25 protein-coding genes and 1 pseudogene are annotated in these 23,079 nt (G+C 66.5%); 21 read left to right on the forward strand and 5 right to left on the reverse strand.

Annotation, left to right across the window (positions count from 1 at the left end; all coding sequences use genetic code 11):
- Positions 1–84 precede the first annotated feature (84 nt).
- The 9 genes from QO058_RS21450 to QO058_RS21490 all read left to right on the forward strand — a co-directional run bounded on the left by QO058_RS21450 (position 85) and on the right by QO058_RS21490 (position 8,414).
- Positions 85–699: a ribonuclease D gene (locus QO058_RS21450; RefSeq protein WP_284168265.1), complete on the forward strand. Its 615-nt coding sequence runs from the start codon at positions 85–87 to the stop codon at positions 697–699.
- A 122-nt stretch (positions 700–821) separates the two neighbouring features.
- Positions 822–1,550, forward strand: a complete 729-nt coding sequence (gene lptC / locus QO058_RS21455; RefSeq protein ID WP_284168266.1) for an LPS export ABC transporter periplasmic protein LptC — start codon at positions 822–824, stop codon at positions 1,548–1,550.
- A 41-nt stretch (positions 1,551–1,591) separates the two neighbouring features.
- Positions 1,592–2,302, forward strand: coding sequence for an LptA/OstA family protein (locus QO058_RS21460; RefSeq protein WP_284168267.1), 711 nt, complete (start codon positions 1,592–1,594; stop codon positions 2,300–2,302).
- Positions 2,303–2,499: 197 nt separating this feature from the next.
- Entirely contained in the window at positions 2,500–3,321 is an 822-nt protein-coding gene (gene lptB, locus QO058_RS21465; protein ID WP_284168268.1) for an LPS export ABC transporter ATP-binding protein, read from the forward strand.
- 158 nt (positions 3,322–3,479) lie between these two features.
- Positions 3,480–5,012: an RNA polymerase factor sigma-54 gene (gene rpoN, locus QO058_RS21470; RefSeq protein ID WP_284168269.1), complete on the forward strand. Its 1,533-nt coding sequence runs from the start codon at positions 3,480–3,482 to the stop codon at positions 5,010–5,012.
- A gap of 188 nt (positions 5,013–5,200) precedes the next feature.
- Entirely contained in the window at positions 5,201–5,788 is a 588-nt protein-coding gene (gene hpf / locus QO058_RS21475) for a ribosome hibernation-promoting factor, HPF/YfiA family (protein ID WP_284168270.1), read from the forward strand.
- An 84-nt stretch (positions 5,789–5,872) separates the two neighbouring features.
- On the forward strand, positions 5,873–6,334 hold the full coding sequence (ptsN, locus tag QO058_RS21480) for a PTS IIA-like nitrogen regulatory protein PtsN (protein ID WP_284168271.1): 462 nt from the start codon (positions 5,873–5,875) through the stop codon (positions 6,332–6,334).
- Positions 6,335–6,468: 134 nt separating this feature from the next.
- Positions 6,469–8,085: a fumarate hydratase gene (locus tag QO058_RS21485; RefSeq protein WP_284168272.1), complete on the forward strand. Its 1,617-nt coding sequence runs from the start codon at positions 6,469–6,471 to the stop codon at positions 8,083–8,085.
- Complete coding sequence (locus tag QO058_RS21490; protein WP_284168273.1) at positions 8,082–8,414, forward strand: hypothetical protein; 333 nt, start codon at positions 8,082–8,084, stop codon at positions 8,412–8,414. Before QO058_RS21485 ends, QO058_RS21490 begins: the two co-directional genes overlap by 4 nt.
- On the opposite strand, the gene QO058_RS21495 is transcribed toward QO058_RS21490, so the two are convergent.
- Both QO058_RS21495 and QO058_RS21500 read right to left on the reverse strand, forming a co-directional pair.
- The gene (locus tag QO058_RS21495) at positions 8,415–9,389 is read right to left on the reverse strand and encodes an alpha/beta hydrolase family protein (protein ID WP_284168274.1); all 975 of its coding nucleotides are present in this window, start codon (positions 9,387–9,389) and stop codon (positions 8,415–8,417) included. It abuts the gene before it with no gap.
- Complete coding sequence (locus QO058_RS21500) at positions 9,386–10,249, reverse strand: AraC family transcriptional regulator (RefSeq protein WP_284168275.1); 864 nt, start codon at positions 10,247–10,249, stop codon at positions 9,386–9,388. Before QO058_RS21500 ends, QO058_RS21495 begins: the two co-directional genes overlap by 4 nt.
- Positions 10,250–10,497: 248 nt before the next feature.
- Here QO058_RS21500 and QO058_RS21505 point away from each other — a divergent pair, with 248 nt between their 5' ends.
- On the forward strand, positions 10,498–11,154 hold the full coding sequence (locus tag QO058_RS21505) for an MBL fold metallo-hydrolase (protein WP_284168276.1): 657 nt from the start codon (positions 10,498–10,500) through the stop codon (positions 11,152–11,154).
- A 364-nt stretch (positions 11,155–11,518) separates the two neighbouring features.
- Positions 11,519–12,976: a phospholipase D-like domain-containing protein gene (locus QO058_RS21510; protein WP_284168277.1), complete on the forward strand. Its 1,458-nt coding sequence runs from the start codon at positions 11,519–11,521 to the stop codon at positions 12,974–12,976.
- A 190-nt stretch (positions 12,977–13,166) separates the two neighbouring features.
- Here the strand turns inward: QO058_RS21510 and QO058_RS21515 are convergent, their stop codons facing one another.
- Both QO058_RS21515 and efp read right to left on the reverse strand, forming a co-directional pair.
- On the reverse strand, positions 13,167–13,685 hold the full coding sequence (locus QO058_RS21515) for a DUF1993 domain-containing protein (protein WP_284168278.1): 519 nt from the start codon (positions 13,683–13,685) through the stop codon (positions 13,167–13,169).
- A 92-nt stretch (positions 13,686–13,777) separates the two neighbouring features.
- Positions 13,778–14,348: pseudogene (gene efp, locus QO058_RS21520) on the reverse strand (elongation factor P).
- Positions 14,349–14,489: 141 nt separating this feature from the next.
- Between efp and QO058_RS21525 the strand changes: the two are divergent.
- The 8 genes from QO058_RS21525 (at position 14,490) to QO058_RS21560 (ending at position 19,475) form a co-directional block, all read left to right on the forward strand.
- On the forward strand, positions 14,490–14,762 hold the full coding sequence (locus QO058_RS21525; RefSeq protein ID WP_284168279.1) for a BrnT family toxin: 273 nt from the start codon (positions 14,490–14,492) through the stop codon (positions 14,760–14,762).
- The gene (locus QO058_RS21530; RefSeq protein ID WP_284168280.1) at positions 14,743–15,060 is read left to right on the forward strand and encodes a BrnA antitoxin family protein; all 318 of its coding nucleotides are present in this window, start codon (positions 14,743–14,745) and stop codon (positions 15,058–15,060) included. The genes QO058_RS21525 and QO058_RS21530 overlap by 20 nt, the downstream gene beginning before the upstream one ends.
- A gap of 11 nt (positions 15,061–15,071) precedes the next feature.
- Entirely contained in the window at positions 15,072–16,136 is a 1,065-nt protein-coding gene (gene epmA / locus QO058_RS21535; protein ID WP_284172981.1) for an EF-P lysine aminoacylase EpmA, read from the forward strand.
- A complete protein-coding gene (locus QO058_RS21540) occupies positions 16,133–17,197 on the forward strand; it encodes a lysine-2,3-aminomutase-like protein (protein ID WP_284168281.1) in 1,065 nt (354 codons plus the stop codon). The genes epmA and QO058_RS21540 overlap by 4 nt, the downstream gene beginning before the upstream one ends.
- Positions 17,198–17,235: 38 nt before the next feature.
- A complete protein-coding gene (locus QO058_RS21545; protein ID WP_284168282.1) occupies positions 17,236–17,910 on the forward strand; it encodes a DsbA family oxidoreductase in 675 nt (224 codons plus the stop codon).
- Between the two features lie 120 nt (positions 17,911–18,030).
- The gene (gene pyrF, locus QO058_RS21550; protein ID WP_284168283.1) at positions 18,031–18,738 is read left to right on the forward strand and encodes an orotidine-5'-phosphate decarboxylase; all 708 of its coding nucleotides are present in this window, start codon (positions 18,031–18,033) and stop codon (positions 18,736–18,738) included.
- A gap of 138 nt (positions 18,739–18,876) precedes the next feature.
- The gene (locus QO058_RS21555) at positions 18,877–19,164 is read left to right on the forward strand and encodes a DUF1330 domain-containing protein (RefSeq protein ID WP_284168284.1); all 288 of its coding nucleotides are present in this window, start codon (positions 18,877–18,879) and stop codon (positions 19,162–19,164) included.
- Positions 19,165–19,166: 2 nt separating this feature from the next.
- On the forward strand, positions 19,167–19,475 hold the full coding sequence (locus QO058_RS21560; protein WP_284172982.1) for a DUF1330 domain-containing protein: 309 nt from the start codon (positions 19,167–19,169) through the stop codon (positions 19,473–19,475).
- Between the two features lie 144 nt (positions 19,476–19,619).
- Here QO058_RS21560 and QO058_RS21565 read toward each other — a convergent pair whose 3' ends face one another.
- The gene (locus QO058_RS21565; protein WP_284168285.1) at positions 19,620–20,621 is read right to left on the reverse strand and encodes a DUF808 domain-containing protein; all 1,002 of its coding nucleotides are present in this window, start codon (positions 20,619–20,621) and stop codon (positions 19,620–19,622) included.
- 174 nt (positions 20,622–20,795) lie between these two features.
- On the opposite strand from QO058_RS21565, the gene QO058_RS21570 reads away from it, so the two are divergent.
- A complete protein-coding gene (locus tag QO058_RS21570; protein ID WP_284168286.1) occupies positions 20,796–21,251 on the forward strand; it encodes a hypothetical protein in 456 nt (151 codons plus the stop codon).
- A gap of 279 nt (positions 21,252–21,530) precedes the next feature.
- On the forward strand, positions 21,531–23,066 hold the full coding sequence (locus tag QO058_RS21575) for a Y-family DNA polymerase (protein ID WP_284168287.1): 1,536 nt from the start codon (positions 21,531–21,533) through the stop codon (positions 23,064–23,066).
- The last annotated feature ends 13 nt before the right edge of the window (positions 23,067–23,079 follow it).

The raw sequence follows: 23,079 nt of genomic DNA on the forward strand, positions 1-23,079 counted from the left end.
TGGATTTCGGAAAGGCCGTTCGGTCGACCGGCAGGCGAAAAAATGTCCGGGCGGCAGGCTGTGCCGCCGAGCGAGGTTTCCAGAATGACCATTCGTCTGCATCGCGGCGATCTGCCTGATGGGTTCCAGCCGGGGCCGATCCTGGCGATCGACACCGAGACTCTGGGCCTCAACCCGCAGCGCGACCGGCTCTGCGTGGTGCAGCTCTCGCGCGGCGACGGCACCGCCGATGTCGTGCAGATTCCCAAGGACGCGCCGGCGCCGGCCAATCTCTGCCGCGTCCTCGCCGATCCCGGCGTGCTGAAGCTCTTTCACTTCGCCCGCTTCGACATCGCCGCGTTGGAAAAGGCGTTCGGGGTCGTCACGGCGCCGGTCTATTGCACCAAGATCGCCTCCAAGCTGGTGCGCACCTATACTGATCGTCACGGGCTGAAGGATCTGGTCCGGGAGCTGCTCGGCGTCGATTTGTCGAAGCAGCAGCAATCCTCCGATTGGGGTGCCGACACGTTGACCGAAGCGCAGCTCGGCTATGCCGCGGCCGACGTGCTGCACCTGCATGCGCTGAAGACTAAGCTCGACGTGATGCTGGAGCGCGAGGGGCGCGCGCATCTCGCCAAGGCCTGCTTCGACTTCCTGCCGACGCGCGCCGAGCTCGACCTTGCCGGCTGGCCCGAGGTCGACATCTTCGCACATACGTAAAGTTGAGTTATTTGAACTAAAGCTATTCGCCGAGCGGCTGTCGAACCGGCTGTGCGCCCCACTGGAGTGCGCCGGTTCGACATGAAAAAGCCGCTGGCGGCTGGCAATGGGCGGGCATGACCTTGGCGATCACCTCTGAGACACGGAGCCCGTCGGCGATTCGGGCGCAACTGCGGCAGAGCGCCTTCCAGGCGGCGCGCCGGCATTCCGTGCTCGTGCGCCTGCTGCGGCGGCTGATTCCGGTTGGAGCCGCGCTCGCTGTGGTGGGCCTGATTATCGTCCCCTTCCTCAACCCGCTGCGTCAGGCCGGTAACTTCTCGCTGGGCGGGGTCAGCCTGTCGGGCGGCAAGGTCGTGATGGAGGCGCCGAAGCTCGCCGGCTATCGCAAGGACAACAGTCCTTATGAGGTCACGGCCGATTCGGCCCTGCAGGATGTGCGCAATCCGACGCAGATCGAATTGGTCAAGATGACGGCCCGCGTGCTGATGAAGAACGAGGGCTGGATCAACATCAACGCCCAGAGCGGCCATTTCGACCAGCAGAAGGAAAAGCTGAAGCTGGTCGACGATGTGAAGATCCGCACCGAGTCGGGCTATGATATCCGCATGCGCACGGCCGATGTCGACTTCAAGGGCGGAACCGTCAATTCGCGCGAGCCGGTCAAGGTCAATCTCGGCACCACCACGGTCGACGCCGACACGCTCGACGTGAAGGACAATGGCGCGCTGATCACCTTCGAGGGGCGCGTGCATGTCCTGATCGAGAACGCGCCGGCGCGCAGCCTCGCAGGACCGGAGCGCGAAGGCAGCACACCCAACCTCGAAGCCCTTCGTTCCGCCGGCAAGCCGTGAGATCATCGCACCGAGCCATGCAGGTCAACCACAGGTCACCGATGAAATCCTTCGTTCTCGCTCTCGCTGCCCTGATTGCGCCGGTCCTGTCCGTCGCCGCGCTGGCCCAGCAACAGCCCGCGCGATCCAACGCGGCGCCGGCTGCTGCGCCCGCCGCTGCGAGCGCTGCACCGGCCAAGCCGGCCAAGCCGCGTGGCGGCGCCCCGGGCTCGCCTTTCGGCGGCATGGGCGGCGACAGCAAGGAGCCGATCAAGATCGACGCCAACAAGCTCGATGTGCTCGACAAGGACAACAAGGCGGTCTTTTCCGGCAATGTCGTTGCCGTGCAGGGCGAGACCACCGTGCGCTGCTCGGTGATGACGGTATTCTATGAGGGTCGTGGCCAGGGCGGCACGCCGAAGCCGGCCCAACCTGCCGCGCAAGGTCAGGGTCAGAGCAATGACGGCGCAATCAAGCGCATCGAATGCACCGGACCGGTCACCGTCGTCTCGAAGACCCAGGCCGCGACCTCGGACAACGCCGTCTTCGACCGTGCCAACAACAAAGTGATCATGACAGGCAACGTTGCTTTGAACGACGGTCCGAACATCACCCGGGGCGACCAGCTCGTCTATGATACGCAGACCGGCGTCGCCAACGTGACCTCGAAGGGACGTGTCCAGGGCTTCTTCGTGCCGAATTCGGGCGAAGCCGGCAAGGACGGCAAGGACAACAAGGCGGGGGCCAAGCCGGCCGCTGCACCGACCAACTGAATTCTCCGGCGGCTGGGGCGGCCGCCGGAAGGCGTTGCCAGTTCGGCGCGCCTGACATACCAGAGCGGACCCATGTCGAACGCCAGCAGCTCGCGCCTTCTCCTGTGACGGTATCTCTTTCTCCTCCTCCCGAGGCTGCCCAGCCGGCGCAGCCCAGTGCGACGCGACCGGCCAAGGCGCCGGAGGCGCGCGCTGGCGTGTTCGCCAGGCTCTTCGGCAAAGGCAAGAAAAACGGCAAGGACAAGCCCGCGGCTGAAGACGACGCGCAGGGTCCCATCGCCAGCGCCGTCGGCGGCAGCGGCATCCTGGCCGTCAGCGGTCTGCGCAAGACCTACGGCGCCCGCAATGTCGTGAGCGAGGCCTCGCTCTATGTCCGCAACGGCGAGGCGGTCGGCCTGCTGGGACCGAACGGCGCCGGCAAGACCACGATCTTCTACATGATCACCGGCCTGGTCAGCGCCGACATGGGCGTGATCTCCCTCGAAGGGAACGACATCACCAACCTGCCGATGTACCAGCGCGCCCGGCTTGGCATCGGCTACCTGCCGCAGGAAGCCTCGATCTTCCGCGGCCTCTCGGTCGAAGACAATATCCGGGCCGTGCTGGAAGTGGTCGAGCCGAATCGCAAGAAGCGCGAGCGCGAGCTCGACAAGCTGCTCGACGAGTTCAACATCGCCCGCCTGCGCAAGGCGCCTTCGATCGCACTCTCGGGCGGCGAGCGGCGGCGCTGCGAGATCGCCCGCGCGCTCGCCGGCCGCCCCTCCTTCATCCTGCTCGACGAGCCCTTCGCCGGCATCGACCCGATCGCGGTCGGCGACATCCAGGAGCTGGTTCGGCAGTTGACTGATCGCGGCATCGGCGTGCTGATCACCGACCACAATGTCCGCGAGACGCTGGGCCTGGTCGACCGCGCCTACATCATTCATTCCGGCCGAGTGCTGACAGAAGGCTCGCCGGCCGAGATCATCGCCAACGCCGATGTCCGCCGCGTCTATCTCGGCGAGGACTTCCGCCTCTGAGCGGAATCGGCGGGCGCTCCGCCGGCCGATGTTGCGGCGCATTAACTTCCCGAGGCGAAAGCCCCCGAAGGGCTTTGACGCCGCTGCGGCCGCCGGCTAGTCTGACGGACAGGCAAGAACCGTGCCGAATTGCCGCAGACTGAGGAGTCGGGATCGCGATGGCGATGATGCCACGCATGGAGCTGCGCCAGGGCCAGTCCCTGGTGATGACGCCGCAATTGCTGCAGGCGATCAAGCTGCTCCAGCTCTCGCATCTCGAACTGCAGAGCTTCGTCGAGGGCGAGCTTGAGCGCAATCCACTGCTCGAGCGCAGTGACGAGACTCCGGAGCCGGGTTCACTGAACGGTGCGGGTGAAAGCCCGCTCGCCGTTGACGCAGAAACCTATGCTCGCGCCGAGAGCCTCAACACCCAGGAAGGCATGGAGGGCAGACTCGGCACCGGGCTCGACAATGTCTTCCAGAATGAGCAGCCGCAGGCGGCGCGGCTGGAGACACAAGGGGCCGACAGCCTGCCGATCATCGGCGGGGCCTATGGTGGCTCCGGCGGCTCCTTCGACGAGGGGCCGGACGGTTTCGAGAGCAGCCTGACCGGCGAGCTCTCGCTGCACGATCATCTCAGCGCCCAGCTCGACCTGGCCATGACCGCGCCGGCGGAGCGATTGATCGGCCATCACATCATCGATGGCGTCGACGATTCCGGCTATCTGAGCGAGCCTCTGGCCGATATCGCCCAGCGCCTCGGCGTCGCCCTCTCCAGGGTCGAGGCGGTGCTCGCCGTCGTGCAGGGCTTCGACCCGAGCGGTGTCGCCGCCCGCGATGTCAGCGAGTGCCTGGCGATCCAGCTGCGTGAGCGCAACCGCTACGACCCGGCGATGCAGGCCCTGCTTGCCAACCTGCCACTCCTCGCCAAGCGTGACTTCGCCGCCCTCAAGCGGATCTGCGGCGTCGACGACGAGGACATCGCCGACATGGTCGCCGAGATCAGGCGGCTGGATCCCAAGCCTGGGCGCGCCTTCGGCGGCTCGGCGGCGGAGACGGTGGTGCCGGACGTCTTCATCCGCGCCGCGCCGGACGGCTCCTGGCTGGTCGACCTCAACCCCGACACGCTGCCGCGCGTGCTGGTCAACCAGACCTATCACGCCCGCGTCTCGAAGGCGGTGCGGAGCGATGTGGAGAAGGCGTTCATCGCCGAATGCCTGCAGACGGCGAACTGGCTGACCCGCTCGCTCGAGCAGCGCGCCCGCACCATCCTGAAGGTCGCCAGCGAGATCGTGCGTCAGCAGGACGGCTTCTTCGCCCATGGCGTCGAGCATTTGCGCCCGCTCAACCTGAAGACGGTCGCCGATGCGATCGGCATGCATGAATCGACCGTCTCACGCGTCACCTCGAACAAATATCTCGCCTGCTCACGCGGCGTCTTCGAGATGAAGTACTTCTTTTCCGCCGCGATCGCCGCAACCGGCTATGGCGAGGCACATTCGGCCGAGGCCGTGCGCCACCGCATCAAGCAGATGATCGACGAGGAGGCGCCGGGCGATGTGCTCTCCGATGACGCCATCGTCGTCAAGTTGAAGGGCAACGGCATCGACATCGCCCGCCGCACCGTGGCGAAGTATCGGGAATCGCTGCGCATTCCATCCTCGATGGAGCGGCGTCGCGAAAAGGCGGCGATGGCGCTCGCCATACGCTGAGCCCTCCGGCGCTCGCCGCCGCCCGGCCTGGTTGGCATCACGCTGCGGCAGCTGCCGCAAGACACGCCTCGCGGGTCATGCCGTCTGTGCAGCTCCCCCTGTCGATGCATTGACAACCTCGGGGGCCCGTCCTTACCTCCTTAGGATGGTCGGCTACTGACCATGGCGACAAGAAGGGGAAGCACTCCATGAGCTTGCGAATCTCCGGCAAGAATCTCGATGTCGGCGAGGCCCTGCGTGGCCAGGCCGAAGCCAGGGTCGCCGCGGCGTTGGGCAAGTACTATGAGGGCGGCTACCAGGGCCACGTCACCGTCGGCAAGGACGGCACCGCCTTCAAGACCGATGGTGTCCTGCATCTCTCCTCCGGTATCACGCTCGAAGCCTCCGCCACCGCGCACGATCCCTATGCCAGCCTCGACAAGATGGCCGAGCGCATCGAGAAGCGGCTGCGTCGCTATAAGCGAAGACTGAAAGATCGCGCTGCTGCTGCCAACGGGCGCGAGCCCGGGCTGGAAATCCCCAGCTATGTGATCGCTGCCCCCGATGAGGATATCGAGGAGCACGAAGCTGATCATGCCGGCGAGAATCCGGTGATCGTGGCGGAATCGACCAAATCCCTGCACCAGATGACGGTTGGCGACGCGGTCGCCGAGCTCGACCTGACCGGTGCGCCTGTGGTTATCTTCCGCCATGCTGGCAATGGCCGCATGAACGTCGTATACCGCCGCCGTGACGGTAATATCGGCTGGATCGATCCGCCGGCTTCTCTTTCTTGAAGTCCCGCCGCTGATGGAGTTCGGGCGCCGGCCGGGATGCCGGTGGCGCCTGCTTTCCGGCACGGGACATGCATGGATTGGCCTATGACGCTGACCGATCTTCTCCGACCCGACGCGGTGATCTCACCGTTGCGTGCCAACAGCAAGAAACAGGCTCTGCAGGAACTGGCGCAGCACGCTGCCCTGCTGACCGGCCTGCCCGAGCGCGAGCTCTTCGAAGCCCTGCTCCAGCGCGAGCGCCTCGGCTCGACCGGGATCGGCGACGGCATCGCGATTCCGCATGGCCGGATGGCCGGCATCGACCGGCTCGTCGGCCTGTTCGGCCGCGCCGATAAGCCGATCGACTTCGAGGCGCTGGACGGTCAGCCGGTCGATATCGTCTTCGTGCTGATCGCTCCGGAAGGGGCGGGGGCCGATCACCTCAAGGCGCTGGCCCGCGTCGCCCGTGTGCTGCGCAACCAGGCAGTCCTGGAGCAGGTGCGCCATGCGCACGATCCGGCCGCCATCTACGCCATCCTGGCGGAGACTGCTGCCAAGGCGGCCTGAAGACGGGCCGCTTCGGCGGCACTTCCTTTGAACGATGACAGTCTAGGCTTGGAGGCCTCGCCCCGAGCGGCTATGACGCGGCCGAAGTTTTGGTGCGCCGCCCACGGCGCCAGTGAACCGCCGGAGCGCCGCCGATGGCCTATACCCATGTCGATCTCTTCCCGCTCGGCGAGGACAAGACGCCCTATCGCTCGCTCGGCAGCGACGGTGTCACGGTCGAGACGGTCGCTGGGCGCGAGGTCCTGAGCGTCTCGCGCGAGGCGATCCGGAAGCTCTCCGAGCAGGCCTTCATCGACATCAACCATCTGCTGCGGCCCGGTCACCTCGCCCAACTCGCCAAGATCCTCGACGACCCGGAGGCGACCTCGAACGACCGCTTCGTCGCCTACGACCTGCTCAAGAACGCAGGGATCGCCGCCGGCGGCGTGCTGCCGATGTGCCAGGATACCGGCACGGCGATCATCATGGGCAAGAAGGGCCGCACGGTCTGGACCGAGGGCGACGACGAGGCGGCGCTCGGCGAGGGCGTCTACGACGCCTATCTCAAGCGCAATCTGCGCTATTCCCAGGTCGCGCCGCTTTCCATGTTTGAGGAGAAGAACACCGCGACCAACCTGCCGGCGCAGATCGACATCTATGCCGAGGGTGAGGACGCCTACAAATTCCTCTTCGTGGCCAAGGGCGGCGGCTCGGCCAACAAGACCTTCCTCTTCCAGGCGACGCCCTCGCTCCTGACCAAAGACCGGATGATGGCGTTCCTGAAGGAGAAGATCCTGACGCTCGGCACCGCTGCCTGTCCGCCCTATCACCTCGCCATCGTCATCGGCGGCACCTCGGCCGAGCAGAACCTCAAAACCGTCAAGCTCGCCTCGACCAAGTATCTCGACGCGCTGCCGACCAAGGGTTCAGCCAGCGGTCACGCCTTCCGCGACCTCGAGATGGAGGAGGAGGTCCACAAGCTGACGCAGGCGCTCGGCGTCGGCGCCCAGTTCGGCGGCAAGTATTTCTGCCATGACGTGCGCGTCATCCGCCTGCCGCGGCACGGCGCCTCGCTGCCGATCGGGCTCGGCGTCTCCTGCTCGGCCGACCGTCAGGCCAAGGGCAAGATCACCAAGGACGGCATCTTCCTCGAGGCGCTCGAGACCGATCCGTCGAAATACCTGCCCGAGATCGACGAGGCCAAGCTCGGCGGCGATGTCGTCAAGGTCGACCTCAACCGGCCGATGAGCGAGATTCTCGCCACATTGACGCAATATCCAGTAAAGACCCGGCTCTCGCTGACCGGAACGATCATCGTCGCGCGCGACTCGGCCCATGCCAAGATCCGCGAGCGGCTGGAGAACGGCCAGGGCATGCCGGACTACCTGAAGAACCACCCGGTCTATTATGCCGGCCCGGCCAAGACCCCGGAGGGCTTTGCCTCCGGCTCCTTCGGCCCGACCACGGCCGGCCGGATGGATTCCTTCGTCGACCAGTTCCAGTCCTTCGGCGGCTCGATGGTGATGCTGGCCAAGGGCAACCGCTCGGCGCAGGTCAGGGAAGCCTGCGCGCGCCATGGCGGCTTCTATCTCGGCTCGATCGGCGGCCCGGCGGCACGCCTCGCCCAGGACTGCATCCGCAAGGTCGAGGTGCTCGAATATCCCGAGCTCGGCATGGAAGCGGTCTGGCGGATCGAGGTCGAGGATTTCCCGGCCTTCATCGTCATCGACGACAAGGGCAACGACTTCTTCAAGGAGCTGAACCTCGGATGATTGCTCGTGCTGTCGCTGCCGCCCTGCTGACGCTGGTTCCGACTCTGGCGCTGGCACAGCCGCGTCCCGTTCCGGCGACCTGCACGCGCGACCTGTTCCAGAACGAGGCGGCGATGCGCCAGCGGCAATATCGCATGCAACAGGTCGCCACGGCCGACCAGGCGACGCAATGCGCGGCCTGGCGCGACCATGTCGCCTTCATGCAAAAGGCACGCTCCGTCTTCGCCACTTGCCAGAGCGGACGGCAGCGCGAGGAGAATGTCGGCCAGATGGACCAGTCGCTGGCCGATTATCGCGTGCTGCTCGCCAATCGTTGCGGCGGCCGCTGACTACTTGATCTCTGGCGGCTGGCCGAGCTGCGCCTTGAAGAAGGCGAGCACGCTGGCGTTGAAATCGGCGTGGAAAGCGGCCCGGTCGAAGCCGGGCTGATCGCTGCAGAGCTCGCCTGCCGACTGGGCCAGCTCAGCTGGGCAGGGCGGCAGAAATGAAAAATGCTGGGAGCCGGGCACGACGCGGAAATCCGGTTTCGTCGGCAGCCAACCTGCTATGTCCGCGACACTGGCCGGGGTCACTCCGTCGCCGCCGCGCTCGGAACCCCAGAGCTGAACCGGCACCCGCACATTCTTGAAGCTCTCCTGCGTAAAGAAAACGCTGAGCGGATCGGCGATGACCGCCGCCTTGATGCGCGGATCATGGCTGAGCTCTGGAAGCGTGCCCATGCGGACTTGCTCGCAGAGCGGGTCGCTCTTGCCGTCGCAGAGCCTGAGGCGCTTGCCGAAATATGGATTGGCCCCGACGGCGACGAGCCCGGTGTAGCCGCCGCGTGAGAAGCCGAAGAACCCGACGCGCCCGGCATCGATCCTGGCTGCATCGGGCCATGAGCCGAGCATGTAATCGACCACGCGCTTGATGTCGGCCGGCCGCTCGACGAAGACCGAGAACTCGCGCGTACGGCTCTGGTCCAGGCTGGTATCGCCGGGGTGATTGATCGCGACGACGATGAAGCCGGCATCGGCCAGAACCTCGGCCGTGTCGCGATGTCCGAGGAAGCTGCCGGTCCTGCCATGCGAGACCACGATGAGCGGGCGTTTCTCGCCAGCGAGCGGGCAATTCATGCTGACGGACATGACGAAGGGGCCGATCCGCGCCTCGCTCGGCGGCTGATTGCATGGGTACCAGACCGCGCCCTTGAGCGGCTGGAGCGCCCCCTCGGCGGGAATGTCGACGGACTTGAGCCCAGCGGCCTGCGTCAGCGAGGCTGCAAGGCAACAGGCGATGCAGCAGACAAGACGGCGAAGGTTCATGGCGGGCTCGCACTGCGGATCGGGATGAACAGGTCGGTGCGCAGGGCGGCGGGCGCTATGCCGCGCGACGACGTATCGAGATAGTGCTCCAGCGTGGGCCGATCATCCGGCTCGTAGCCGCTGCCCGGCATCCATCTCCTGTAAAGAGCCTGCGCGGCGGCGTTGATACGGGTGTACGGACCCACCAGCCGCTGCACGGCATAGCGGCCCCCAGGAATCTCGAGCGTTTCGACGTCGGAACCCTCTGGCCAAGCATCGGGCGAGGCGACGGCGGCATAGTATCTGAAGCGGTCGGTGTATTGGGGATTGCCGAAGGAGGCGCCCCATTTCTCCGAGATGGCTCGCGTGCCGGCGCGCAGGCGCAGTTGCCGGTGCGTGTGAGGAATGGTCGCGAACGATCCCGTATGCCGCAGCGCATGTAATCGCTGTGCCGGTCGTTCGACGATCTCGACAGTCGGTGTGGCTGCATCGTCGCCATCACTGTCGACCGCCCCGTCGATAGTGAGGATCGTGCGCCTCATCTGCTGCCGGAATGCACGCGGCGACTGCCCGGTGAACTGATGAAAGGCGCGGGTGAAGGCTTGCGGGCTGTCATAGCCGACAGTCAGTGCGATTTGCGTGATGCTTTCATCGGACCCGGTCAGGAGGCGTGTCGCGAGAGCCAGCCGGACGCGACGGAGCGTGGCGGCCACGGTCTCGCCCACCACGCCGGCGTAGACGCGGTGAAAATGGAACGGTGAGAAATGTGCGAGGCGTGCCAGGTCATCGAGATGCAGGTCGGCCATCGGATTGGCAATGATGGCTGCGACCGCGCGAGCCACGCGGGCGCGGTAATCCTGTTCTGTTCGATCGCTGGCCATCGAGAACAGCCTGCCTCATCGGTGAGCCGGAAACTTAGCAGCTTTTGCTAAACTGCCCGGGAACGGACTGGTCCCGCATCATGCATCCCGATTCACCTCATGGATGTGAATGCAGCAATCCCCTTGTCCTCGAAGCGCAGCGTGGCGAACGGGTTTGGGCAAGGCGGCATTTGCGGTATGGCTGTCGCACCGCCGCTCTGCGATATGGCACCGCCGGGTTTCTGATGTGAGCAGCCACGGGATGATGGATGACTAGCGATACGACCTCTCCGCTCGGCATCGCCGTCGTACCGGTGACGGCCTTCCAGCAGAACTGCTCGATCGTCTGGTGCGCGCGCACCAAGGAGGCTGCGATCGTCGATCCCGGCGGCGATGTCGAGCGCATCCGCGGCGCGCTGAAGGAGCTCGGCGTAACCCCGGTCGCGATCTGGCTGACCCATGGCCATATCGACCACGCCGGTGGCGCGACCGAGCTCGCCGGCGTGCTCAACCTGCCGATCATCGGCCCGCACGAGGCCGACAAGTTCCTGCTCGATGCGCTGCCGCAGCAGGGCCTGATGTTCGAGATGCGCGGTGTGCAGGCGGTGACGCCGACGCGCTGGCTCGCTGAAGGCGACAGCGTCTCGGTCGGCGATGTCAGCTTCTCCGTGCAGCATGTGCCGGGGCACACGCCCGGCCACGTCACCTTGTTCGAGAAGGATCTGCGTTTCCTGCTCGCCGGCGACACGATCTTCGCCGGCTCGGTCGGCCGCACCGATTTCCCCTATGGCAACCACAAGGACCTGATCGGCGGCATCAAGGGCAAGCTTCTGCCGCTCGGCGACGACGTCCAGTTCCTGCCCGGCCATGGCCCGGCCAGCACGCTCGGCGAAGAGCGCCAGACAAATCCGTTCCTGCAGGGGTAAAGGGTCGGCCGTCATTCTCGGGCGAAGCGAAGCGCAGACCCGAGAATCTCGTGACGGGAGGGGCGGACAGGAGTCATCTCCGGCCTGAGATGCTCGGGTCAAGCCCGAGCATGACGAGGTTGAAGGGTTCCAGAAACGCTAACGGCCATGTCCGGAAGGGCGCGCGTACATCCGGCGTCGCTACCTTCGGGTTCATGGCCGTCTTCAACGGCACGGAGGGCAGTGGAACGCCCTCGACATCACCGTGACCCTGATATGGGATTATGATCCTGTCATTGCAAGGGGCGGTTCCATGAAAGTCGGACCGCTTGCTTAGGCGCTTGACCGCGTTGCCGGTTTCGCGGCCCGTGCGATAGTTGCGGCCATGTGGGAGATTCTCTCCGCCTATTGGCCGCATATCCTCGGCGTCGTCTCGCTGGCGCTGACGGTGGTTGCGGCGAGCCATGCCGCGATGACCAAGGACGAGGTGCGCGCCGCAATCGGCTGGGTCGGCGTCATCGTCCTCTCGCCGATCATCGGGCCGCTGATCTATGCGGTGGGCGGCATCAACCGCATCCGCCGCGCCTCGATCGTCTCGCAGCGCAAGCCCAAGCTTGGCAGCGCTCCGCTCGCGCAGACATTCGAGGTCTCGGATGCCGAGATCGCCGGCGATGTCGGGCGTAGATTCGCCGCGCTGAAGACCCTGGGCGACAAGGCGACGCGTCGCCACCTCAAGACCGGCAACGCCATCGCGGTGCTCAGGACCGGCGACGAGGCCTATGCCGCGATGATGGCGGCGATCGCGGCGGCCGAGCGCTCGATCATCCTGGAGACCTATATCTTCGATCGCGATCCGCTTGGCCTGCGCATCGCCGATGCGCTGATCGCGGCCGTCCGACGCGGCGTCGACGTGCGCGTGCTGATCGATGCCGTCGGCGCGCGCTATTCGGTGCCGAGCATCGTCGGCTACCTGCAAAAGAGCGGCGTGCCAACCGAGGTCTTCAACGGCAATATCATTATCGGCCTGCGGCTGCCCTATGCGAACCTGCGCACCCACCGCAAACTGCTGATCGTCGACGGATGGATCGCCTTCGCCGGCGGCATGAACATCCGCCAGGGCTTTACCTCCGAATTCGCCGGCGTGGCTGCGGCCCACGATACGCATTTCCGCATCGAGGGCCCGGTCGTCGAGGATCTGTTCGGTGTCGCGGCCGAGGATTGGCGCTTCGCCTCGGGCGAGGAGCTCGCCGGCGATGTCTGGACGGTCACGCCGGCGGCGGCGTCGCAAGGCCCGACCGTGTTGATGCGTGCGGTGGCGTCAGGGCCGGATGCCAGCCTGGAGACCAACCACAAGCTGCTGATCGGTGCCTTCTCGGTGGCGCGGACCTCGATCCGGATCATGTCGCCCTATTTCCTGCCGGATCGCGAGCTGATCAGTGCGCTAATTACCGCTGCGCGCCGGGGCGTCGCCATCGACATCGTCGTGCCCGACGTCAACAACCTCGTCCTGGTCGACCGCGCCATGCGGGCGCAGTTCGACCAGGTGCTGAAGGATGGCTGCAAGATCTGGCGCGCCACCGGCTCGTTCGATCACTCCAAGCTACTCGCGATCGACGGTGCCTGGGCCTATGTCGGCTCGTCCAACCTCGATGCGCGCTCGCTCAGGCTGAATTTCGAGATCGATCTCGAAGTGCTCGACGCCGATTTCGCTGGAGGTATCGAGCAGCGCATCGATGCCGCGATCGCCAGGGCACGGCCGGTCACGCTGAAGGGGCTGCGCTCACGGCCTTTTCCCTTGCGCCTGCTCGACCGGATGCTCTGGCTCTGGTCGCCTTATTTGTAAGGCTGGCTGGATGAGTTGCTGTTAGTGGTCCGGGGGTCGATCAGCCTAGGCGCTGCCCCCTCTCCATCTCTCCCCCGTTCCGGGAGAGAGGCGCCTTTGCCTGCCGCCCGTCGCTTCCGATCAAGGCGTGGGAGCCCTCTCCCGGAACGGGGGAGGGTTGGGAGGGGGCAGCTTCAGAATGGAGGTGGCCTCAGGCGTCGAACACGCCCTTGAGGAAGTCCTGCTTGCCGACCTGGAAGCCGTTCTCGCGCAGGATGTCGTAGGCGGTCGTGGCGTGGAAATAGAAGTTCGGTACGGCAAAGCGGGTGATGTAGTCGACGCCCTTCATCGTCACCGTTGCCGATGGGCCGCGCGGGAAGGTCACGTCCTTGTCGAGCCCGGCATCGAGCGCCGCCTTGTCGACCGAGGCGATGAAGTCGAGCGTCTTGGCGATCCGCGCCTTCAGCTCGTCGAAGCTCTTCTCCTCGTCGGGGAAGCGCGGATTTTCCGCTCCGCTCACCCGGGCGGCCGCGTTCTTGGCGAAGTCCGACATCAGCTGGATCTGACGGGTGAAGGACAGCATGTCCGGGGCGAGCCGGCTCGACAGCAGCACCTCCGGCTGGATCTTGCGCTCGGACGCTTCAGCGCCTGCCTTGTCGAGGATCGCGTCGAGCGCCTTCAGGGTCTGGATGAAACCTGGGAAGACGGCGGCATAAGCGGAAAGCGGCATCGGAAATCCTCACCAACGAAAACGGGCCCGGAAAGGGCCCGCTGCGTCTGCCGATATAAGCCTTTCCCCGCCGATGTCAGCGGGCGCCGGCGTCAGTCCTTGGCGCGCTCGACATAGGCCCCGGTCTCGGTCATCACGACGATGCGGGTGCCGGGGCCGATATGCGGCGGCACGGCGGTGCGCACGCCATTGGTCAGGATCGCCGGCTTGTAGGGAGGAGGAGGCCGTCTGGCCCTTGGTCACCGGCTCGGTTTCGGCGACCTCGCAGGTGACGCGCTGCGGCAGCTCGATCGCGACGGCGCGGTCCTCGAACACCGAGAGCGAGACCTTCATGCCTTCCTGAAGATAGGGCGCCATGTCGCCGACGACGCCGCCGTCGACCGGGATCTGGTCGAAGGTCTCGGGGTTCATGAAGACGTACTGTTCGCCGTCCTGGTAGAGATAGGTGAAGTCGCGATCCTCGACATAGGCGCGCTCGACCTGCTCGGTCGTCTTGTAGCGCTGGGTCATCTTCACGCCGTCGGCGATGCGGCGCATGTCGATCTGCGTCGTCGGCGTGCCCTTGCCCGGAAAGAAGCTCTCGGCCGAGATGACCGTGCAGAGATGCCCGTCGAGCTCGAGGACGTTGCCCTTGCGGACGGAGGAGGCGATGACCTTGACCACGTGAATGTCCTTGATGCTGCCCACGCGGGGCGCGAATTCCTTGCCGCGCAACTACCGCATCGTGCGGCGAAACGGAAGCGCGGTGTCCAAAATCGCGACACGATCCATTGACATTGCGATGATGTAGATACAATTAAAGTCGTGAAGATCGAATTTGATCCCGGCAAGAACGAACGCAATATCCGCGAGCGCGGCCTGGCGTTCATGCAGGTGGACGAGTTCGCGTGGGAGACGGCCCAGACGCACGAGGATCGTCGTTTCCCGTATCCTGAGCGGCGCTTCGTTTCGCTGGGATTGATTGGAGAACGCCTCTTTGTTGTCTGCTTCACGCCTATACCCGGCGGTATTCGCGTGATCAGCTTTCGCAATGCGAATGCGCGGGAGGTGAAGCGCTATGAGCAGGAAGCCGACTGATATCGATCCGGCCCTCGCGCCGCTGACGGATGAGGACGGGGAGGTGCGTGAGTTGACCGCGGCCGACTTTGCGGAGATGCGGCCCGCTTATGAGGTGCTCCCGCCCGAGCTGGTTGCGCTGATGCGTGAACATCGTCGACGGCAGGGCGAGCGCGGCCCGCAAAAGGCGGCGACGAAGAAGCTGGTCAGCATCCGGCTCGATCAGGACGTTCTGGAGCGCGCCAAGGCCGATGGTCCCGGTTGGCAGACCCGGATTAACGAGATTCTGCGCGAAGCTCTGCTCAAGAAGGCGGGTTGACCGCGATCGTTATGAGTAACGGTAACCCGCCTTTCTGGCGACCGGACATCCATGCTGACCGGCGTCCGGCGCTGCTGGCGCGCGGACGGATCAAGGCGGCGCTGCGGCGCTGGTTCGAGGCGCGCGAGTTCATCGAGGTCGAGGCCGCGATCCTGCAGCTTTCACCGGGGAACGAGACGCATCTGCATGGCTTTCCCACCACGCTGATCGACGATGGCGGCGCACAGCATCCTTATTACCTGCACACCTCGCCGGAGTTCGCCGCCAAGAAGCTGCTGGCGGCGGGCGAGAAGCGCATCTTCGATTTCGCCCGCGTCTTCCGCAATCGCGAACGCACCGCCCTGCACCATCCCGAATTCACCATGCTGGAATGGTATCGCGCCGGGGAGGATTACGAGGCGCTGATGGATGATTGCGCGGCCCTGCTGGCCGAGGCGGCGCGCGCGGCGGGGGCGAGCGTGCTGCGCTGGCGCGGCGCCGAGGCCGATCCGTTCGCGGCGCCGGAGCGGCTGACCGTGCAGGATGCCTTCCGTCGTCATGCTGGCATCGATCTCAAGCGCACGATCGCGGCCGACCTCTATCTCGACCGCCCGGCGCTCGCGGCCGATGCCGCTGAAGCTGGCATCCGGGTTGCCGAAGACGACAGCTGGTCGGATATCTTCAGCCGCATCCTCTCCGAGAAGGTCGAGCCTGAGCTCGGCCGCGGCCGCGCCACCATCCTGTGCGAATACCCGATCTCCGAGGCGGCGCTGGCACGGCCGAAGCCGGGCGATCCGCGCGTCGCCGAGCGCTTCGAGCTCTATGCCTGCGGCGTCGAGCTCGCCAATGCCTTCGGGGAGCTGACCGATTCGGACGAGCAGCGCCGCCGTTTCGAGGCTGACATGGACGAGAAGCAGCGCATCTATGGCGAGCGCTACCCGATCGACGAGGATTTCCTCGCCGCGCTTGCGCTGATGCCGCAGGCTTCGGGCATCGCGCTCGGCTTCGACCGGCTGGTCATGCTCGCGACCGGCGCGCGCCGGATCGAGGATGTGCTCTGGACGCCGGTCGCGGAACCGGGCAGGGGAGGGCAATGACGATCCACCAGCTGCCCAGCCAGCCGCTGAAGACGGTCGACGCTCTCGTCGAGCGTGGCCTCGTCGCGCCCGCCCGGCGCGACGCTTTGGCCGAGGTCACCCAGCGCTATGCCGTTTCGGTGACGCCGGCGATCGCCGCGCTGATCGATCCGTCCGACGAAAGCGACCCCATTGCCCGCCAGTTCATTCCTGCCCCGGCAGAGATCGAAACGTTGCCGGAGGAGCTGGCCGACCCGATCGGCGACGAGGCGCATTCGCCGGTCGAGGGCGTGGTCCATCGCTACCCGGACCGGGCTTTGCTCAAGCTGGTCCATGCCTGCCCGGTCTATTGCCGCTTCTGCTTCCGCCGCGAGATGGTCGGCCCGGGTGGCGATGCGCTGACCGGCGAGAAACTCGACGCTGCGCTGGCCTATCTCGCCTCCCGTCCGGAAATCTGGGAGGTGATCATGACCGGCGGCGACCCGCTGATCCTTTCCGCCCGGCGGATGCGCGAGATCGCCAGGCGCCTCGCCGCGATCCCGCACATCAAGGTGGCGCGCTGGCATACGCGCGTGCCGATGGTCCAGCCCGAGCGCATCACCGAGGACTACGCCCGCGCGCTGCGCATCCCGGGCAAGGCGAGCTACATCGCCATCCACGCCAACCATCCGCGCGAGTTCACCGAGGACGCGAAGGCTGCGCTGGCACGTCTCGTCGACGCCGGCCACGTCCTCGTCAGCCAGAGCGTGCTGCTCAAGGGCGTCAATGCCGATGTCGAGACGCTGTCGGCGCTGATGCGCGCTTTCGTCGAGAGCCGGGTCAAGCCGTATTATCTGCACCATCCCGATTTCGCGCCGGGTACCTCGCATTTCCGGATGTCGCTGGCGGAAGGGCAGGCTCTCGTCAAAAGCCTGCGCGGCAATCTTTCGGGACTGTGCCAGCCGACCTATATCCTCGACATCCCCGGTGGGGCCGGCAAGATCCCGGTCGGGCCCGCCTTCCTTTCGGGCTGCGAGATGCCCGGCGCGCAAGGCTTCGCGGAGGATCGCCATGGCGACCTCCATGCCTATCCGCCGGTCTGAAGATGCCCTTGTCGCGGCGATCCGCGAAGGACTGAGCCATGCTGAACTCTGCTGCGCCCGACAAGATGCCGCTCGCGATCGTCTCCGATATCGCCTGCCCGTGGTGCTTCATCGGCAAGACCCGGCTGGAGACAGCGCTCGCCAATCATAACCTCACCGAGCGCGTCGCCATCACCTGGCTGCCCTATGAGCTCAACCCGGAGATGCCGGCCGACGGCATGGACCGCACCGCGTATCTCGACGCCAAGTTCGGCCCCGGCAAGCGCCGCGAGATCGAGCTGCGCCTCTCCGAGGCGGCATTGGAGAGCGGCGTCACCTTCAACTGGGCGAAGGTGACCAAGAGCGTCAACACCCGCATGGCGCATATGCTCGTCGCCGCCGCCGCGACCGTGCAGCGTGGCGGCGAGATGACTGCGGCGCTGTTCAAGGCCTATTGGCAGGACGGGCGCGATATCGGCGACCTCGAGACGCTGGTCGCGATCGCCGGCGAGCAGGGCTTCGACGAGCAGGCGGCACGCGACGAGTTGTCCAATGACGAGTTGCGCGAGACCGTGATCGGGCTCGAAGCGCATGCCCAGAAGGTCGGCGTGACCGGCGTGCCCTTCTTCATCGTCGACGGCAAGCTTGCAGTTTCCGGCGCCCAGCCGCCGGAGGTCTGGACCCAGGTTTTCGCGCAGGTGCTGACGGCGAAGCCTAATGACGAGGATGAGTGACGCGTTCCGCAGTGCATCTTCGCCGTTGGGTCGAAAAAAAGATCTGTCTCAAAAATGAGAAATCCTTGCGCTGCCGCTCGAATCGTGCCTTTCACCCGGTAACAGGCGGAGGGCAGGGCGATGACGCAGAAGATCAACGATCTCCGGGACCGCATGATCGTCGCGCTCGATGTGCCGACGGTCTGGGACGCCTACCGCATCGTTTCGACGCTGGGTGACGGGGCGAGTTTCTACAAGATCGGCTACCGGCTCGCCTTCGCCGGCGGACTCGACCTCGCCCGCCAGCTCGTGACCGAAGGCAAGAAGGTCTTCCTCGATCTCAAGCTGCACGATATCGGCAACACCGTCACCGAGGGCGTGGAATCGCTGACCAAGCTCGGCGTCACTTTCCTCACCGTGCATGCCTATCCGCAGACCATGCGCGGCGCGGTCGAGGGGCGCGGCGAGGCGGCCCTGAAGCTGCTCGCGGTCACCGCCCTGACCTCCTATGACGATGGCGACCTGAAGGATGCCGGCTACGGGCTCGCGGTACGCGATCTCGTGCGCATGCGTGCCCAGCAGGCCCGCACCGCCGGCGTCGACGGCATCGTCTGCTCCGCCGCCGAGACCGAGATCGTCCGCGGGGTGATCGGCCCCGATATGGTCATCGTCACACCCGGCATCCGCCCGGCCGGAAGCGCCGTCGGCGACCAGAAGCGCACCTTGACCCCGGCCGAAGCGATCCGCGCCGGCGCCGACCATCTCGTCATCGGGCGTCCCATCATCCGCGCGGCTGACCCGCGTGCAGCGGCCGCCGCGGTCATGGACGAGATCGCGGGCGCCGCCTAGACCATCGCGCGTCCGAACGGACGCGATCACGATGATCTATCATAGTGTTATCGCATCGGAGTCTTCCGAAAAGTGGGGTCCACTTTTCGGTCCGATGCGATAGTCTGCCGCTCCTTTCCACCGGATATGGATACGGCAATGCCCAAGGGATATGTGATCGGTCGCGCCAAGGTGACACATGCGACGCAATGGGCGGTCTACGCCGCGAAGGCCTCCGAGGTGATCAAGCAATATGGCGGCACGCCTTTGGTGCGCGGCGGCCAGATGTCGGTCGGCGAAGGCGAGGGACGGTCCCGCAACGTCGTCCTCGAATTCCCCGATTACGCGGCGGCCAAGGCCTATCTGTTCTCGGCCGAATATGGCGAGGCGCGCAAGCTGCGCGAGGGTGCCGGCGAGATCGATCTGATCGCGGTCGAGGGGGCATGACCATGGCGAAAGGCTACTGGATCGCCCGCCTCGACGTGCAGAACGAGTCGGAATACGCCACCTATCGCTCGCTCAATGCCATCGCCTTCGCCAAATACGGCGCCAAGTTCATCGTTCGTGGCGGCGAGTACAAGCTTGCCCGCGGTGAGGGCCGCAAGCACAACGTCGTCATCGAGTTCAAGGACATCGAGACGGCGCGCGCCTGCTACGAATCGCCGGAGTATCAGGCGGCCGTGCAGCACCTCGCCAAGGTCGGCCCGGTCGATCTCGTCATCATCGAGGGTTACGAGGGCGCGCAGCCGGGCGATTGAGGTTTGTCGCGACGCTCGCCATCATTGCGATGAGGCGAAGCCGACGACGCAATCCAGCAAGGCCTGCGCAGGGCTGGATTGCTTCGCCTACGCTCGCAATGACGCTGGAGCCGCGTTGACGGGCGACTCCGAAATGACCGCCTCCTAGTGCCCCTGCGTCTCGGCGGCTGCGGCCTTCGCTTGCTTGCCGCGCCGGGCCTTCAGCATCGGCTCGACGATGAAGTGCATGCCGACGAGGCAGAGCCCACCGATGATGAGCCCGAACACGGCCGAGGCGGCAGCTGTCGTCAGCCATTCGAGCAGGCCCGATAGCGCGGGCCATGCCTGGCCGATCGCGACGGCAACCGCATGGATGGTATGCTCGATCCCGGCGAGCCCATAGCCGGCGAGGCCGTGGATGATGATGCCGCCGCCGACCCAGAGCATTGCCGCCGTGCCGACCGCGCTCAGCACCTTGAGAAAGGGTGGCATGCCGGTGACGAGGCCGCGCCCCAGCAGCCGGACCGGGAGGATGCCGCTGCGCGACAGGGCGACGCCGGCATCATCAGCCTTTACGATCAGGGCGACGACGCCATAGACCAGCACGGTCATGCCGAGCCCGACCACGGCCAGCACCAGCGCCTGCATCCAGAAGGAGGAGGCGGTGACGCCGGCGAGCGTGATCGCCATGATCTCGGCCGAGAGGATGAAATCGGTCTTGATCGCGCCGGCGATCTTCTGGTCTTCGAGTTCCCGGGAGTCGAGAATGTCGGTGCCACCCTCGCCGGCGGCCTCGTCGTGATGCGCATGCGGCACGACGAGCTCGTAGACCTTCTCGAAACCCTCGAAGCAGAGATAGGCCCCGCCCGCCATCAAGAGCGGCGTGATCGCCCAGGGCGCGATGAGGCTGAGCACCAGCGCCGCCGGCAAGAGGAAGAGCAGCTTGTTCTTCAGCGAGCCGAGCGCGATCTTGCCGATGATCGGCAATTCGCGTTCCGCCGCGAAGCCGACGGCATAGCGCGGCGTCACCGCCGCGTCGTCGATGACGATGCCGGCCGCCTTGGCGCCGGCCTTGGTCGCCTGTGCCGCGGCGTCGTCGAGCGCGGCCGCGGCGACCTTGGCCAGGGCTGCGACGTCGTCGAGAAGGGCGAACAGTCCCGAACTCATGGCGGTCTCCAGACGTGGCCGCGGGTCGGGCGGCGTGCAGCTGATAAGCGATCCGATTTGCCCTGATATGACAGCAGCGAGGCGCCCGCAGGCAAGCGAGAGCGGATGCGGGCTTGACTCCGAAGCGTTTTGGAGTCGCTTTATGCTTGGAACAAAAAGTGAACATATACATCGATGGCCGATGCATCCACCCGATCCCTGACAGCCCTGCGGCAGAGCCTCGCTCTGGCGGGGCTGGCGCGCGAGCTTTCGCCGGTGGAGCGCATCGCCTTCGGGACGCCCTCCCTGGACGAGCCGCTGGGCGGCGGGATCGCGCGTGCTGCACTACATGAAGTCTACGCTCCGGGCGCGGCCGATCTCCCCGCCGCCACCGGCTTCGCCGCGGCCTTGGCTCTGCGCGCCGCCGGATCGCGGCCCGTGCTCTGGGTCCGGCAGGATTTTCTCGATGCCGAGGCCGGCCGCCTGCACCCGCCGGGCCTGGCCGAGCTCGGGCTCGATCCCTCGCAGATCCTGCTGGTCCGGGTCAGGGACGGAGAGGGGGCGCTGCGGGCAGGGGCGGAAGCGGCGCGCTGTGCCGCGCTCGGGGCGACCCTGATCGAGCCCTGGGGGCGCCGCGCCAGTTCGACCTGACCGCCAGCCGACGCCTGGCGCTGGCGGCGGAGGCCTCCGGCGTCCTGACCCTGCTGCTGCGGGTGGCGACGCAGCCGGAGCCCAGCGCCGCCAGCACGCGCTGGCAGGTGCGGGCCCTGCCGTCGCGGGCGCGGGAGGCGGAGGCGCCGGGGGATCCCGCCTTCGGATTGCGGCTGCTGCGTCATCGCGGCGGCCTTGGTGAGCGTGAGTGGCGTGTGGAGTGGAACCGTGACGAACGATGTTTCCGGGACAGGATCGGGAGCGAGGGAGGCAAAAGGGATGCAGCGCCGCTATCTCGCCCTCTGGTTTCCCTATCTGGCGAGCGAGCGCCTGCGCCGGCGGACTTCCGCCGGGCCGGATGAGCGCCCGCTCGTCCTGGTCGAGAAGGATCGCGGCGCGCTCCGTCTCGCCGATTGCGACAAACAGGCGGTCAAGCTCGGCCTGACCCGCGGTCTGACCCTGGCCGACGCCCGCGCCCGTATCCCGGAGCTAACGGTGGTCGAGGCCGATCCGGTTGCCGACCAGCGCCTGCTTGAATGGCTCGCCGCGCTCTGCGACCGATTCACTCCGCTGGTCGCGCTCGATCCGCCGCATGGGCTCGTGCTCGACATCACCGGTTGTGCCAAACTCTTCGGCGGCGAGGCGGCCCTGCGCCAGCGGCTCGGCCTCGGCATGCGCCGGCTCGGCCTGACTCTCTTCGCCAGCATCGCCGGCACGCCGCAGGCGGCGCGCGCGCTCTCTCGCTTCGGTCGCTGCGCCATTTCGCTTCCGGGCGAGGACGAGCGGCGGACGCTGCCGCTGCCGGTCGCGGCGCTGGAGGTTTTCCCTGAGACGGTGATCGCCCTGTCGCGCGCCGGGCTGAAGACGCTGGGCGATCTCACTGGGCGGCCCTCGCACACGCTCGCCGCCCGCTTCGGCGAGGCGCTCGTCACGCGCTTACGCCGCATCCTCGGCCATGAGGATGCCCGCATCACGCCCTTGCGGCCGCCGCCCGATTGCGTGGTCGAGCGGCATTTCCCCGATCCGCTGCAGGATACCGACGGGCTCGAGGCGATCGTCGCCCGCCTGCTCGGCGAGGCCGGGCGCCTGCTCGAAGCCCGCGGCGAGGGCGGGCGCGCCTTCGAGATCAGCTTCTTCCGCAGCGACGGCGCCGTGCGCCGGCTGGCGCTGGAGACCGGCCGGCCTTCGCGCGACGCCTCCGCGATCCTGCGGCTCTATCGCGAGCGCATCGACAGCCTGGCCGATCCGCTCGATCCCGGCTTCGGCTTCGACGCGATCAGGCTCGCGGTGCTGGTCTGTGAGCCGCTCGGGACGCCGCAGGCGAGCCTCGACGGGCGCGCCGTCGAGGAGGAGGCGGTCGCCGATCTGGTCGACCGGCTGGTCGCCCGCTTCGGCCGCGAGCGCGTGCTGCGCTTCGTCGCACAGGACAGCCATCAGCCCGAGCGTGAAGCTGCGCTGATTCCGGCCGCGTCCGGCAGGTCGGACGCGGCGCCCTGGCCCGTCTCGCAGCCGGACGAGCCGCCGGCCCGCCCGCTCCAGCTCTTCGAACCGCCTCAGCCGGTCGAGACCCTGGCCGAGGTGCCGGATGGCCCGCCCCTGCGCTTCCGCTGGCGGCGCGTGCTGCACGAGATCGCCCGAGCCGAGGGGCCGGAGCGGATAGCGCCGGACTGGTGGCGCGACGGACCCAATGAACACACGCGCGACTATTACCGCGTCGAGGATGCACACGGCCGCCGCTTCTGGCTCTTCCGCGCCGGCCTCTACGGCCGCGAGACGACCGCGCCGCGCTGGTATCTGCACGGGCTGTTCGCATGAACTGGCACCCGAC

Source organism: Bosea vestrisii, from assembly GCF_030144325.1.
Lineage (GTDB): Bacteria > Pseudomonadota > Alphaproteobacteria > Rhizobiales > Beijerinckiaceae > Allobosea > Allobosea vestrisii_A.